General features: G+C 72.8%; 13 protein-coding genes. 4 read left to right on the top strand and 9 right to left on the bottom strand.

What is annotated here, in order from left to right; genetic code table 11:
• Positions 1 to 133: 133 nt before the first annotated feature.
• Positions 134 to 1,846: a sulfatase gene (locus tag Q5425_RS04210; RefSeq protein ID WP_308670739.1), complete on the bottom strand. Its 1,713-nt coding sequence runs from the start codon at positions 1,844 to 1,846 to the stop codon at positions 134 to 136.
• Positions 1,847 to 1,960: 114 nt separating this feature from the next.
• On the bottom strand, positions 1,961 to 2,410 hold the full coding sequence (locus Q5425_RS04205; protein WP_308670738.1) for a PPOX class F420-dependent oxidoreductase: 450 nt from the start codon (positions 2,408 to 2,410) through the stop codon (positions 1,961 to 1,963).
• 193 nt (positions 2,411 to 2,603) lie between these two features.
• Between Q5425_RS04205 and Q5425_RS04200 the strand changes: the two genes are divergently transcribed.
• From Q5425_RS04200 to Q5425_RS04190, 3 genes are all read left to right on the top strand, one after another.
• Positions 2,604 to 2,798 carry an antitoxin gene (locus tag Q5425_RS04200; RefSeq protein WP_308670737.1) on the top strand — a complete coding sequence of 65 codons (195 nt, stop codon included), beginning with the start codon at positions 2,604 to 2,606 and terminating at the stop codon, positions 2,796 to 2,798.
• 284 nt (positions 2,799 to 3,082) lie between these two features.
• Positions 3,083 to 4,249 carry a VanZ family protein gene (locus Q5425_RS04195; RefSeq protein WP_308670736.1) on the top strand — a complete coding sequence of 389 codons (1,167 nt, stop codon included), beginning with the start codon at positions 3,083 to 3,085 and terminating at the stop codon, positions 4,247 to 4,249.
• Positions 4,250 to 4,561: 312 nt separating this feature from the next.
• On the top strand, positions 4,562 to 4,960 hold the full coding sequence (locus Q5425_RS04190) for an ATP-binding protein (RefSeq protein ID WP_308670735.1): 399 nt from the start codon (positions 4,562 to 4,564) through the stop codon (positions 4,958 to 4,960).
• 381 nt (positions 4,961 to 5,341) lie between these two features.
• Here Q5425_RS04190 and Q5425_RS04185 read toward each other — a convergent pair whose 3' ends face one another.
• The 3 genes from Q5425_RS04185 to Q5425_RS04175 all read right to left on the bottom strand — a co-directional run bounded on the left by Q5425_RS04185 (position 5,342) and on the right by Q5425_RS04175 (position 8,950).
• Positions 5,342 to 5,785, bottom strand: a complete 444-nt coding sequence (locus Q5425_RS04185) for a DUF6069 family protein (RefSeq protein WP_308670734.1) — start codon at positions 5,783 to 5,785, stop codon at positions 5,342 to 5,344.
• A gap of 14 nt (positions 5,786 to 5,799) precedes the next feature.
• Positions 5,800 to 6,798, bottom strand: a complete 999-nt coding sequence (locus Q5425_RS04180; protein ID WP_308670733.1) for an RNA polymerase subunit sigma-70 — start codon at positions 6,796 to 6,798, stop codon at positions 5,800 to 5,802.
• An 88-nt stretch (positions 6,799 to 6,886) separates the two neighbouring features.
• Positions 6,887 to 8,950 carry an MMPL family transporter gene (locus tag Q5425_RS04175; protein ID WP_308670732.1) on the bottom strand — a complete coding sequence of 688 codons (2,064 nt, stop codon included), beginning with the start codon at positions 8,948 to 8,950 and terminating at the stop codon, positions 6,887 to 6,889.
• 100 nt (positions 8,951 to 9,050) lie between these two features.
• Between Q5425_RS04175 and Q5425_RS04170 the strand changes: the two genes are divergently transcribed.
• Complete coding sequence (locus tag Q5425_RS04170) at positions 9,051 to 9,485, top strand: MarR family transcriptional regulator (RefSeq protein ID WP_308670731.1); 435 nt, start codon at positions 9,051 to 9,053, stop codon at positions 9,483 to 9,485.
• Positions 9,486 to 9,800: 315 nt separating this feature from the next.
• On the opposite strand, the gene Q5425_RS04165 is transcribed toward Q5425_RS04170, so the two are convergent.
• The 4 genes from Q5425_RS04165 to Q5425_RS04150 all read right to left on the bottom strand — a co-directional run bounded on the left by Q5425_RS04165 (position 9,801) and on the right by Q5425_RS04150 (position 12,982).
• Entirely contained in the window at positions 9,801 to 10,427 is a 627-nt protein-coding gene (locus Q5425_RS04165; RefSeq protein WP_308670730.1) for a DUF4360 domain-containing protein, read from the bottom strand.
• Positions 10,428 to 10,609: 182 nt separating this feature from the next.
• On the bottom strand, positions 10,610 to 11,482 hold the full coding sequence (locus tag Q5425_RS04160; RefSeq protein WP_308670729.1) for a spermidine synthase: 873 nt from the start codon (positions 11,480 to 11,482) through the stop codon (positions 10,610 to 10,612).
• Positions 11,482 to 11,841, bottom strand: a complete 360-nt coding sequence (gene speD / locus Q5425_RS04155; protein WP_308670728.1) for an adenosylmethionine decarboxylase — start codon at positions 11,839 to 11,841, stop codon at positions 11,482 to 11,484. Before speD ends, Q5425_RS04160 begins: the two co-directional genes overlap by 1 nt.
• Positions 11,834 to 12,982 carry a type III PLP-dependent enzyme gene (locus Q5425_RS04150; protein ID WP_308670727.1) on the bottom strand — a complete coding sequence of 383 codons (1,149 nt, stop codon included), beginning with the start codon at positions 12,980 to 12,982 and terminating at the stop codon, positions 11,834 to 11,836. The genes speD and Q5425_RS04150 overlap by 8 nt, the downstream gene beginning before the upstream one ends.
• Positions 12,983 to 13,003: the final 21 nt, after the last annotated feature.

The raw sequence follows: 13,003 nt of genomic DNA, 5'->3' as shown, positions 1-13,003 counted from the left end.
TGCCGGGCACCGGACGTGCCCGGCAGTCCCTCCGCGCCGGTACATCACCGGCCGGCAGCACCGCGCTCGCGAACGGCGCCTTGCCCGGCGACCGCCGAACCGGGCCCGCGGCGTCGGTGTCCGAAGAGGACGGTCAGCGGGCGAAGGCGGTGAGGAAGCGGTCGCGGAAGGAGTCCATCTTCCAGACCGGCGCCTGTGCGCCCGGGTGGAGGCCGTCCTGCCAGCCCCAGCCGGCGATCCGGTCGAGGACCCCGGGGTCCTTGGCCACGATGGTGATCGGCACGTCGTGGACCGCGCCCTGCGGGGTCACCACCGGCGGCTGGTGGTCGCCGAGGAACACCAGCACGAGGTCGTCGCCCCCGTAGTGCCGGACGAACGAGATCACCGTCTTCAGGGAGTAGTCGGTCGCGTCGCGGTAGGCGTCGCGGATCTTCGCCGGGTCCTTCCAGACCGATTCCGGCGCCTCGCCCGCCGCGGGCTGCGGTGCGAAGACCGAGCCGTCGCCGACCTGGTTCCAGTCGACCAGCCAGGGCCGCGGCGACCACGGCGCGTGGCTGGACACCAGGTCGACCTCGGCCATCACCGGCTGCTTGCCCGCCTTCGCGAGCTCGGTGCGCTGCAGCATCGACAGCGAGAACTGGTCGGGCATGGTGGCGTAGGCGAACCCCGGCCCGTGGTAGCCGATGGAGCGGGCGTCGTAGTAGGCGTCCGGGTGGTAGAACTTCTGCCCTTCCGGCCAGTCCTTGGTGTGCGCGGGCACGTCCCAGACCGTCCGCCAGCCCGCCCGCTGGAACGCCCCGCCGAGCGTCAGCCGGTCACTGGCCAGCAGGTCGTTGTACCGCTGCTGGTTGTCGATCCACATCCCCGACTGCACGGTCGAGTGCGCCAGCCAGCTGCCGCCGCCGAACGTCGAGGACGACAGGAACGCGCTCTTCGCGCCGATGCCCGCCGCCCGCAGCTCGGCGGTGCCCGCGTCGAGGGTCGCCCCGATCTTCGGCCCGAAGGCCGGGTCGTCGAGCGCGACCCGGCCGTAGCTCTCCACGAAGGTGAGCACGACGTTCTTGCCGCGCAGCCCGTTCAGCAGCTGCGCACCCGGAGTGGCCCGGAACGCGTCCTCGGCGGCCACCTCGCCGAACGGCCGCTGGTCGCGCAGGTCGGCGCCCACCTGACGCAGGTCGCCGTAGGCCAGTGCGGCGGCGCTCTGCGCGGCGACCGGCTGCCCCGGCGCGATTTCCACGCCGAACACCGAGCAGACGATCCAGACCACCGAGAGCACGGCCACGACCCGGGTCGCCCCGGTCCGCCGTCCGGCCGCGACGCGGCTCAGCCGCAGCATCGCGAGGACCATGAGCACGACGACGGCGATCGCGAGCACCCCGGCGCCGGCGAGCGCGGCGATGGTGGCCGCGTTCCCGATCTGCCCGGCGAGGAACTCGACCCCGGCGTGGAAGAAGCTCCAGTCGTAGATCGGGTCGAACGGCTTCTCGAGGGTCGCGTAGAACCCGGTGTCGAGCACCTTCAGCAGGGTCAGCAGCCCGAGGCCCAGCCCGACGGCCACGGCGGCGGCGCGGCGCGCCCGCGGCGGCAGGACCAGCAGGACCGCGGCGGCGACGAGCCCCTCCACCGGCACCCGCGCGAGCGCGCCGACGGAGAGCGAGCTGAGGTCGTCCGGGGCGAGGAGCCCGAACAGCACGAGCAGCGCGGCCAGCGCGGTGAGGACCCGGCTTGCGACGACGTGCCGCCGCAGGCCCGGCCGCGGCAGCCCGAAGTCGGGCAGGGCCGCCCCCGGCACGGGGGTGCGGCGGCGGACGCGCCGCACCAGCGGCAGACCGGTGTTTCCAACCATGGCAGGCCTCACGTCGTGGTGCACGGTGGTGACCGCCGGCCCGTGCGGCGGGGCGGCGGTCGTCACCGGATATACGGGCCACGGCGGCGCGCGGTTCACGTCCCGCCGTGGCCCTCACGCCGAGGGCGGCCAGAGGTACTCCTTTTCCGGGACGATCCGGACGATCAGCCGCTCGGCGTCCGGTTCCGGCGGCGGCGTCGCCCCGCCCATGTACCGCGCGTACATTTTGTGCAGCAGCACCTTTTCCGGGTCCGCGGTGATTTCGACGCTCCCCCGGATCTCGACGTACCGGCCGGGGTGGCCCACCACCAGCAGGCTGACGCGCGGGTCGCGCCGCATGTTGCGGGTCTTGAGCCTGCCCTCGACGGTGCTGAACACGACGGTGTCGCCGTCGCGCTCGACGAAGATCACCGACGACTGCGGCCGTCCGTCGGCGTTGGAGGTGGCCAGGACGGCGGTGTGCGGGCCGTCGAGGACCTCGCGGGCGGCTTCGGTCAGGGACAGGGTCGTCCGGGGTGCTCTTCGAGCGTCGAGGCCGGCGTTTCTCTTCGGGAAAGTGCTCATGCCCGTACCGACCGGACGCGCACGCCAAAGGAACCGCGGTACCCGCACCGGCTCGCGCCAAACCCCCGCGGACCGCCTTTCACCCGCAGAAACACCCGGATTCCCCGGGACAGGGGACGAAGCGTTGCGGGCTCGCGCCACCGGTGTTCTCCTCGGGGCATCGGAAGCTCGGATTCGACAGCGGAGGCCAGCGATGAATCTGTTCGACAAGGCGAAGGAAGCGCTCGGCAAGCACCCCGACCAGGCCGAGCAAGGCGTCGACAAGGCCGCCGACGCCGCCAAGCAGCGCTTCGGCGACCACGCCGACAAGATCGACCAGGGCTCGGACAAGGTGAAGGACTACCTGCACAAGCAGGGCGGCGGCCAGCAGGAGCCGCCCCCGCAGTGAGCCCGTCCCGGCACGCAACCAGCCCGCCGAAACCGGCTGCGGTATAGATCGTTATACGCCCGGGAGGCGTCACTTTCGTAGGGAAAGTGGCGCCTCGGCCGGGCTGGCGCGTCACTTTCGTAAGGAAAGTGGCGCCTCGGCCCGGCTGGCGCGTCACTTTCGTAGGGAAAGTGACGCCTCCTGCCGGGTGGGCGGCGGGGTCTGGGAGGGCGGGTGGATCGGGTCCGGGACCCGTTGGGGGGAACCACGCTTCGCCTCGCCCGTGGCTGGGTACCACCGGCTCCGTGGTTGCCACCTACCTCGTCCCCGTCCGGACTGCCCTCCTCCTGTTCCCGCTCGTCGCGCTGGCCGTGATGCTGCCGGCCGCCTTCGTCAGCTACCGCCGCCGCGGCCGCGCCGGCGGGTGGACGACGTTCGTCTTCTACGCGTTCCTGTTCTACCTGCTGGCGATCGCGATGCAGACGGTCCTGCCGCTGCCCGCCGACCCGGGCTACTGCACGGGTCACACCTACGCCAGTTCCCCGCAGCTGCGGCCGTTCTACTTCGTCGAGGTGGTTTCCCAGCGGGCCCGCGGCCATTGGAGCCCCGGTGCGCTGCTGCACAACCCGGCGGTCTGGACCACGGCGCTGAATGTGGTGATGCTGGCCCCGCTCGGCTTCTACGCCCGGTACGCCCAGCGGATTCGGCTGGTGCCCGCGGCCTTGATCGGCTTCGGCGTGTCGCTGTTCTTCGAACTGACGCAGCTGACCGGCCTGTGGTTCGTCTACCCGTGCCCGTACCGGCTCTTCAGCGTCGACGACCTGCTGCTCAACACCGCCGGCGTCGTCGCGGGCTGGCTGCTGGCCGGTCCGCTCGGCCGGCTGCTCCCGTCGCCGGAACCGGAGCACGACCGGCGCCGCTACGCCGCCAAGGTCACCTTCACCCGGCGGCTGTTCGCGCTGGCCACGGACCTGCTCGGGTTCGCCGCCCTGCTCGGGTTCCTCTTCGGCCTGCTGACGCTGTTCGGCGAGGACCTGCGCCACCGCGACACGCCGGTCGTCATCCTCGCCCTCGTCTGGTTCGTGGTGCTGCCCGCCGTCACCGGGTCGACGCCCGGCAAGCGGGCGATGCTGCTGCGCGTGGTGCGCCGCGGCCGCCGCCGCGCCGGGCCGATCGCCCTGCTGGTCCGCAACGGCGTCCTGCTCTCGCCGCTGTGGCTGGCGTGGCTGCTGCTGGGCCTGGACCGCTGGGACCCGGGCAACCACCCCGAGCAGCTCCTCCTGCCGGTCGCGCTGGCCGCGTCGGTGTTCGTCGTGGGCGTCTGGACGCCGCTGGCGGTGCTGCTCGACAACGAGCACCGGGCGCCCTACGAGCGGCTGACCCGCACTGTCAACGTCGCCGTGGTGCCCCCGGCCGCCGAGGAACCCGCGCCGGCGCCCGCCCGGCCGGAGGAAGTCCTCAAAGGACGGTGACGGGACACCACGCTGCCCGGGGCCGGCAGCGCTGGTAGATTGCGTACGGAACGGGTTGAGCCGCCAGCCCGTGTCCCGGATCCCCACTCTGGAGCTTTTGATGACCACCGACGCAGCGCGGCCCCGGCAGCGGTTCTGCGGTGCCGGCTGGTCGCACGAGAGCGTCAGGCCCGTGCCCCCCGCTCGCGGAACGGTCGAAGTTTCCTGGAATTTCGCATGACGCCCGCCGGTACCCGTGTCGACGGGCCCGGTTCCGGGCATGAAGAAGGGGAAGGCCTCCCCGAGGGGGCCGGCACGGCGAAGGAGGCGGACATGAAATTCCGATTTGTCCGGCACGAGCTCGGCATCTCCCCGGAACTCTCCGAACTGGCGCGGGTCCGCCACTGGGTCCGGACGGTCCTGCGCGGCTTCCCGGCGAACGTCGTCGGCACGGCGGTCATGGTGGTGGACGAGCTGACGTCGAACGCGCTGCGCCACGGCCGCGCGCCCTACCACGTCCGGCTGCTGCCCGGCGGGACCAAGCTGCGGATCGAGGTCGACGACAGCGGGGGCGAGCCCGCCCGCCGCCGGGCGCCGTCCGACCACGGCGGCCGCGGGCTCCTGCTGGTGGAACGCTGTGCCGCCGCCTGGGGCCAGCTGCGCCGGCCCAGCGGCAAGACCCTGTGGGCGGAACTGGTCACGGACCCGGATCCGGCGAGCGCCTGCGGCTGATCCGGCGCCCACCGCGCCTGCCGTCCCGATCGACGGCACCCGGGGCTGAGGCCGCAGCTGTCGTCATCGACCGCACGGGCGCTCAACGAGGCCGCCCGCCTGCTGTTCCCCGCCGCCGGCTCCGGCCTCGCGGCGCCGACCTCAGCCCACGACCGCGGCTCGGCCGACGTCGTCCCCGGCGAGCGCGCCCACCTCTCCGAGCTGGTCAAAGGCCGCGTCGGCGCCGACGCGGGTGCACCTGGACAACCGGCCCTCCGGCGCTCGACCGGCTGCCCGCGCGCACGGGCACGGGCGACCACCTCACCGGTGAAGCGACGGCCTCCCGGGCCCGGCGCAACCCCCAGGCCTTCGGCTCGCCCGGCCGGGCGAGCCGAAGACTTGTCACCGCGAGGCGACGATCGTGTGGCTGCGGGCGCCCAGGCTCCGTGCCAGGGTCGGGATCACCACCGCCGCCGCGACGAGGTGCAGCCCGGCCAGCGCGGCAGCGGTGCCGGTGGCCGCCCCGGCGAGGAAGGGCGGGACCAGCGAGATCGCGGCCAGCGGCACCGCCGTCCCCACGAATCGCCGGGCGGGGCGGGCGCTCCAGCGCAGGAGCGCCAGTGCGATGACGACGCCCACGGCCGAGCAGAAGCCGGTCACCACGGCGAACCCGGGCAAGGGAATCGTCTCGCCGCCGTCGGGGATTTCGAAGCCGACGCCGGCGGCCCGGGCCACCGCAGCGGCGAGGGTGGTGGCCGCCATCGCCGCGAGGGTGGCCACGAGGCCGGTGCCGGCGAGCCCGCGGAACGGGCGTGCGCGGACCGCGGTTTCGTTCGTGCTGGTCACGACGTTCCTCCGGGCTATTCCGTGCCGTCCGACGGCAGGCGCGCCGGCAGCCCGAGCCGCGGGAAGCGGTCCTCGTGGAACGAAATGATCTCGGCGATCGCGCCGCCGGTGATGCGCAGGACGTCGATCGCCAGCGGCAGGTACGCGCCCTCCTGCTCCCGCCAGAGGTAGAAGGCGACGGCGGGCTGCCGGTTCACGGACGTGCCGACGGCACGCAGGTGCGACATGCTCTCGAACCCGCTCTCGACCCAGTCGTTCACCACCACGTCCCGGCCGACGTGCAGGCCCGGCGTGGGCGGCATCGAGCAGCGCACGTCGTCCCGCAGCAGGGCGGCGATCCGCCCGACGTCGGGGGCCACGCTGGCGTCGGTGTAGCGGCGCACCAGCTCGCGCGTCCCGGCGTCCTCCTCGCCGCCGGTCCAGTCCTGCCGCTCGGCGGGCAGGTGCTCCCGCATGCCGGCCCGCGCCCGCTGCAGGGCGCTGTTCACGGAGTTGACGGAGTCCCCGAGCAGCTCCGCGACGTCCTTGGCCGGCCAGCCGAGCACATCCCGCAGGATCAGCACGGCCCGCGGCCGCGGCGCGAGGTGCTGCACGGCGACCAGGTAGGCCAGCTCGATCGTCTCCCGCGCGACGGCGACGGTCTCCGGCTCGTCGGCACCGCCCGCGGGCAGCTCGTCGAGCAGCCGGTCCGGGTAGGGCTGCAGCCACGGCACCTCACCCCCGGCCGCCGGCTCCGGGCGGCACTTGGCGAGCAGGTCCAGGCAGGCGTTGGTGGCGATCCGGTACAGCCAGGCCCGGAACGTCGAGCGCCCCTCGAAGGTTTCCCGCCGCCGCCAGGCCCGCAGGAACGTCTCCTGCACGGTGTCCTCGGCGTCCTCGAACGACCCGAGCATCCGGTAGCAGTGCACGTGCAGCTCCCGCCGGTGCCGCTGCGCCAGCCCCGAGAACGCCGGCTCGCCGATGTCGACCAGATCCTGCACGCCCGGCTCCTCCAGCCCCGTGTCCACACTCATCACGTTCATCCTTACGCCTCGTTGTGTCCGTCGCAGGTATGACGGGCGGAGGCGCGAGAACTCATCACCGGAGGACGGACGGGGCCGCTCAGACGTCCCGGCGCGCCAGCTTCGAGGGCCACCAGATCCGGCGCCCGACGTCGACGGTCAGCGCCGGGACCAGTAGCGACCGGACCAGCAGCGTGTCCAGCAGGACCCCGAAGGCGACGATGAACGCGATCTGCGCCAGGAACAGGATCGGGATCACCGCGAGCGCCGAGAACGTCGCCGCCAGCACCACCCCGGCCGAGGTGATGACGCCGCCGGTCAGCGACAGCCCCCGCAAGGTGCCCTCGCGCGTGCCCCGCGTCAGTGCCTCCTCGCGCACCCGGGTCATCAGGAAGATGTTGTAGTCGATGCCCAACGCCACCAGGAAGACGAACCCGAACAGCGGCACGACCGGGTCCGCGCCCGGGAAGTCCAGGACGTGGTTGAACACCAGCGCCGACACGCCCATCGTCGCCGCGAACGAAAGGACCACCGTGGCGATCAGCAGCAACGGGGCCAGCAGCGACCGCAGCAGCAGGGCCAGCACCAGGAAGATCACCAGCAGCACGATCGGGATGATGAGCGCGCGGTCGTGCTTCGACGTCTGCTGCGTGTCCAGCTGGATCGCCGTCGGGCCGCCCACCTTCGCGTTCGCGCCGGGCACCGCGTGCACCGCGTCGCGCAGCCTGCCGACCGTCGCGATCGCCGCCTCCGAGTCCGCCGGGTCGGTCAGCACCGACAGGATCTGCACGCGGCCGCCGACCACCTTGGGGCGGCCGTCGGGGCCCGGCAGCGGGACGGACTGCGCCACTCCGTCCACTGTGGACGCCGCCAGGACCGCGGGCAGCGCGCCGGCGTCGGCGATCGTGATCGCGGGTGCGCCGAGGCCGCCCGGGAAGTGCCGGCCGAGGATCTCCTGCCCCGTCCCGGACTCGACCTCGGTGAGGAAGACGTCGGACTGCGCGGTGCCGGACGCCTTGAGCTGCGGCAGGAACGCGACGCCGATGCCGAGCACCAGCGCCGTGACCACCCAGACCGTGCGGGGGCGGCGGCCGACCAGGCGCGCGATCCGGCCCCAGCTCCCGGCCGTCTCCGGGTGCGGCGAGCCCAGCGCGGGCTTGAACGGCCAGAACGCCCCGCGCCCGCACAGGGCCAGCGCGGCGGGCAGGAACGTCGTGGACGCCAGCAGCGCGGCGCCGATGCCGATCGCCGCGACCGGGCCGAGCCCCTTGTTCGAGTTGAGGTCGCTGAACAGCAGGCACAGCACGCCGAGCACCACGGTCCCCGCCGAGGCCACGATCGGCTCGAGCGTCGCGCGCCAGGCGAGTTTCAGTGCGTCGAACCGGCTCGGGGTGTCGCGCAGCTGCTCGCGGAACCGCGCGACGACCAGCAGCGCGTAGTCGGTTGCCGCGCCGAAGACCAGGATCGAGAGGATGCCTTGGCTCTGGCCGTTGAGCGCGAGGACGTCGTGCTTGGCCAGCAGGTAGACGACGAGGCTGGCGAGCCCGAGCGCGAACACCGCCGACAGCAGCACCAGGAACGGCAGCACCGGGCTGCGGTAGACCGCGATCAGGATGAGCGCGACCACGCCGCCGGCGACGAGCAGCAGGATGCCGTCGATGCCGCCGAACGCCTGCACCAGGTCGGCGATCTGCCCGGCCGGTCCGGTGACCAGCACGCTCAGGCCGGCGGGGGCGCCGCCGAGGCGGGCCCGGACCTCCTCGACGACGTCGGCGGGGTTGCCGTCGGCGAAGATCGGCACCGCCAGCTGCACGGCCTGGTCGTCCCGCGGGGCGGGCTGCGGCTTCCCGAGCGGGCCGGCCACGCCGGGCACGCTGCCCAGTTCCTGCGCCTTGACCTCGAGGAACCGCCGGTCGCCGTCGGTCAGGCCGCTGGTGCGCTCGGCGACGACCGTCGCGGGCAGCACCTGGCGCGGGCTGAACCCCTTCTGCTCGTCGGAGACCTCGGTGGCTTCGGCGGACTGCGGCAGGAAGGCGGCGTTGTCGTTCTTCGCGACCTCGCTGAGCTTCCCGGCGAACGGGCCGCCGAACCCGCCCAGCCCGAGCCAGGCGATCACCAGGAGGGCCGGGATCAGCCAGCGGAGGCGGCGCGGGTTGTCGTTCATGGTCGCTAAGGTCCTTTCGAGCGCGAACACGCCCAATTGTTCAGCAAGCTGAACATTCTGCACGACGAACCCGGACGACCCCCGAGTGACGGTGAGCACAGTGACGGTGAGCACGACCCCCGGACCCGACCTGAGCACGTGGCCCACGGGCCGGCTGCTGGCCGTGGCCGCGCGCCTGGTGGAGCAACGCTGGGTGGCCGTGCTCGACGGCATGGGACTCACCCACGCGGGTCTCATCGCGCTGCACACCCTGCGCGACGGACCGCTCCCCCAGCGGACGCTCGCCCAGCGCTGCCAGGTGACCGACCAGACGATGAGCCGCACCCTCGATCGGCTGGCCAAGGCCGGGTTCGTCACCCGATCCGCGGACCCGGCCGACGGCCGTCGTCAGCTGACCCGGCTGACCGCGGACGGCCGGGAGGTGCACGAGCGGGCCGTGCGGGCCGAACCCGCCCTGCTCGGCGGCCTCGGCGACGACGACGCGTTCCGCGCCGGGCTGCTGGATCTGATCACCCGGCTGTCCGCGGGCGATTGAGAGCCCGGGCGGCTGGGTAGGTTTCCGGTATGTGGATCGCGGTGAGCACCCCAGTGGCCGTCCTGATCGCTACCGTCCTCATGGAGCGGTTCGAGCGGCGGTGCCGCTTGGTGCCCTCGGCCGAGGGGGAACGCCGTCCGGTCCGCAGCTGACGCCGACGCACGGCGGACGTGGCCGGGCCATCACAACGGCGCCCGCGTCCGTCGGCCGCGGCGGCCAGACGTACTGCTGGTCACCCCACGTGCGAGGCGGACGGCAAACCCGCTCACCGGCTGGGGTCCCGGTGAGCGGGCGCCGTGACAATGGCCGCGAAATTCAGCAGGTCTTCCACGCGAAGTGGTAAATCGTGTCCACGCTCGCGTGTTCGGAATCCATTTCGATGTAACTCGAACCGGATGAGCCACCCGCGTCGGCCCGCAGTTCCGCATTGATGTTCAAGTTTCGGCTCTCGCCGCACGGGGCGAACACCAGCTCCGCCACGTCGGTGGTGTCGGTCGCCCGCCACACGCCGTGGAACGGACCGGGGAAGGTGTGCCGCACCCGGGCGGTCGGCGCCGTCCCGGTGAAGTAGTAGTTGGCCTGCTCGAGCGCGCTCGCCCCGCTTTCGATGTGCGCGAAGCCGCGGTACTCCGCCGCGGCGATCGCGTAGGTGAAGCCCTGCGGCACGTGGACGAGCACGTTGATCTGGCAGTTCTTCCGGCCTTCGAGCGCCGACACGCCATTGCCGGCCTTGGCGGTGAAGTTCGTGTAGTGCACCGTGAACGACGTGTTGTCGGACGCGACGTCGGCCGACGCGGTGGCCGTGCCCGCCGGGCAGCCGGAGCCGTTGATGGTCTTGATGTCGAGCGTGATCTTTTCGGCCGGAGCCGACGCCGCCGCGGAATCGACGGGCGCGGCGAGGGTGGACAGGATCATTGCGGCTACGACCGACATACCGAGCATGACGCTCCTCCAAATGGGCCACGGTGCCTGGTGGTGATGATGATCGCGCGCGGAGAGGATCGTAGCGCGATCGCAACCTTTCCGACGGCCACTGAACGGAGTAACACGACTCGGGAGAGTACGGGAAATCCATTTCCCGCCAATTCAGGTTTCCCGGGGCACAATTTTCGGGGAATCGAAGGTCAAGACTGGTCCGAACCACTCCCGCGGCGGAGTGAATGCGGCGGCGTGCAGCCGCCGAGCAGCGCTTCGGCGTCCAGCGTCGCCGCCGCGCTCCCCCGCTGCGCGAACCGCCGCGCCACCAGCGCGCCCGGCTCCGCCACCCGGTCGACCCGGCCGGACAGGAAAGCCCACTCGTGCTCGTCGGACCCGAAGTAGAGCACCGTCCCGAACACCTCGCGGAACCGCCGCCAGGACGCACGCAGGGTCTCGTTGCGCCACAGCGTCGGGCAGCCCGCCTGGCCGGTCACCACGCCGCCGGGCGCCAGCAGGCGCGCGCAGCGGGCGAGGAAATCCGTGCCGTACAAGCGGTTGTGCTGCGCGTCCGGGTCGGTGTTCTCGTCCGGCAGGTCGATCACGACCACGTCGTAGGTCTCGCCCCGGTCTTCCGCCGCGGCCAGGAACCGCCAGCCGTCCTCATAGGACACCCGGATCGGCCCGTCCCCGCGCTCGGCGCGGGCCAGCTCCGCCGGGGTGTAGCCGTAGGGCAGGTGCTCGGCGCAGGCGCGCACGGCTTGGGCGTCGATGTCGACGTGGTCGACGAGCGAAGCGCCCGCGTCGACCGCCAGCTCGCTCGCGACCCCCTCGCTCGACCCGATGACCAGCACCCGCCGCACCCGCTCGGCCAGCAGCAGCGCGGGCACCATCAGGGCTTCGTGGTAGACCAGCTGGCTCGCCTCGGTGCTCTGGCGCTCGCCGTCGCAGAACAGCGAAACCCCTTGCGCGGTCTCGCCGATCAGCACCTCCTGGTAGGGCGTGTGCGCGTGGAACCGCACGTCACCGACCTCCCAGACGCGGGTGAGGCCGTCGCCGACCGGTTCGTGGATCAGGGGCATCAGCGTTCTCCCCGGTGGAGGACCGACAGGTGGACCGAAGCGGCGTGCAGCGACGTGGCCAGCAACCGCACGGCTTGTTCGGGATCGGCGCGTTCCCCGCAGGTGAACACGTCGGCGAAGAGCGACCCGTGCTCCGGGTACGTGTGCACGGAGGCGTGCGATTCGGCCAGCAGGGCGATCACCGTGGCGCCCTGCGGGGCGAACCGCTGGGCCACGACGTCGAGGACCGTCGCACCCGCCTCCGTCACCGCCGCCCGGAGCAGCTCCCCCAGGCGCTCGGGGTCGTCGAGCAGCCCCGGGTCGACGCCGTGCAGTTCGGCGAGCACGTGCCGGCCGGTGAATCGGCCGACCTCAGACATCGCCCCACCGCCCCAGGCAGTGGGTGCGCAGCGGCTCGATCCCGTTGAACCCGACCGACGCGTAGCTCGCGGTGTAGGCACCGGTGCCCGGCAGGTCGAGCCGGTCGCCGGTCCGCAGGGACAGCGGCAGCTCGTACGGCGTCCGCCGGTAGAGCACGTCGTCGCCGTCGCAGGTGGGCCCGGCCAGCACCACCGGCCCGCTCGGGCCGTCGTGCGCCGCCACCGGCTCGAACCGGTAGGCGATCGCTTCGTTCTCGGCCTCGGCGAGCCCGTTGTAGCGGCCGATGTCGAGGTACACCCAGCGCCGCTGGTCCCGGTGCGCGACCAGCACGACCTCGGTCCGCAGCAGGCCCGCGTCGGCGACGAGCACCCGCCCCGGCTCCAGCATCAGCTCGGGCCGGTCCCGGGCGAAGTGCGTGTCGAGCGCCGCGGCGATCGTCGCCGCGTACGCGGCCAACGGCGGGACGGCCGTGCGGTGGGTGGTCGCGAAGCCGCCACCGAGGTTCAGCCGCGTCATCCTGACGCCGTGCGCCGCCGCCTCGCCGAACAGCTTCGCCGCCGTGGCGATGCCGATCTCCCAGGCGGTGCGGTCCGGCTGCTGCGAGCCGACGTGGAAGGCGATACCGGGCCGCAGCCCCCGCGCGGCCGCGCGCAGCACGAGGTCCAGGGCTTCGGCCGGTTCACAGCCGAACTTCCGGCCGAACGGCGTCGCCGAGTCCGGCGCGTCGAGCACGACGCGGATCGACACGGCCGAACCCGGCGCGTACCGGCCGAGGTGGTCGACGTCGGCCGGGGCGTCCGAAGTGAACTCCCGGACCCCGCGCTCGTGGGCGAAGGCGATGTCCCGCGGTTTCTTGATCGGGTTGCCGTAGGCGATCGCCGCCGGGTCGGCGCCGCGCTCGAGGCAGAGCGCGAGCTCGGCCGGCCCGGCGACGTCGAAGCCGATCCCGGCCGCCACCAGCGCGTCGAGCACCGGCGGGGCCGGGTTGGCCTTGACCGCGTACCGGATCAGCGCGCCGGGGAACGCCGCACCGAACTCCCGCGCCCGGGCCGCGACGACCTCGGTGTCGACGACCAAGCACGGCGTCGGCGGGTCCCGCTCGTCGAGGAACCGGCGGATCCGGGTGAAGTCGGCGCACACGGGCGCCAGTGTCGCAAACGG

The organism is Amycolatopsis sp. A133, assembly GCF_031082405.1.
Classification (GTDB): domain Bacteria; phylum Actinomycetota; class Actinomycetes; order Mycobacteriales; family Pseudonocardiaceae; genus Amycolatopsis.
This window is presented reverse-complemented; position numbering and strand designations above follow the sequence as displayed.

Bases quoted from the DNA above. Each gene is read 5' to 3' on its own strand.
- Q5425_RS04210 (WP_308670739.1), bottom strand. From the start codon at position 1,846: ATGGTTGGAAACACCGGTCTGCCGCTGGTGCGGCGCGTCCGCCGCCGC.
- Q5425_RS04205 (WP_308670738.1), bottom strand. From the start codon at position 2,410: ATGAGCACTTTCCCGAAGAGAAACGCCGGCCTCGACGCTCGAAGAGCA.
- Q5425_RS04200 (WP_308670737.1), top strand. From the start codon at position 2,604: ATGAATCTGTTCGACAAGGCGAAGGAAGCGCTCGGCAAGCACCCCGAC.
- Q5425_RS04190 (WP_308670735.1), top strand. From the start codon at position 4,562: ATGAAATTCCGATTTGTCCGGCACGAGCTCGGCATCTCCCCGGAACTC.
- Q5425_RS04180 (WP_308670733.1), bottom strand. From the start codon at position 6,798: ATGAGTGTGGACACGGGGCTGGAGGAGCCGGGCGTGCAGGATCTGGTC.
- Q5425_RS04175 (WP_308670732.1), bottom strand. From the start codon at position 8,950: ATGAACGACAACCCGCGCCGCCTCCGCTGGCTGATCCCGGCCCTCCTG.
- Q5425_RS04165 (WP_308670730.1), bottom strand. From the start codon at position 10,427: ATGCTCGGTATGTCGGTCGTAGCCGCAATGATCCTGTCCACCCTCGCC.
- Q5425_RS04160 (WP_308670729.1), bottom strand. From the start codon at position 11,482: ATGCCCCTGATCCACGAACCGGTCGGCGACGGCCTCACCCGCGTCTGG.
- speD (WP_308670728.1), bottom strand. From the start codon at position 11,841: ATGTCTGAGGTCGGCCGATTCACCGGCCGGCACGTGCTCGCCGAACTG.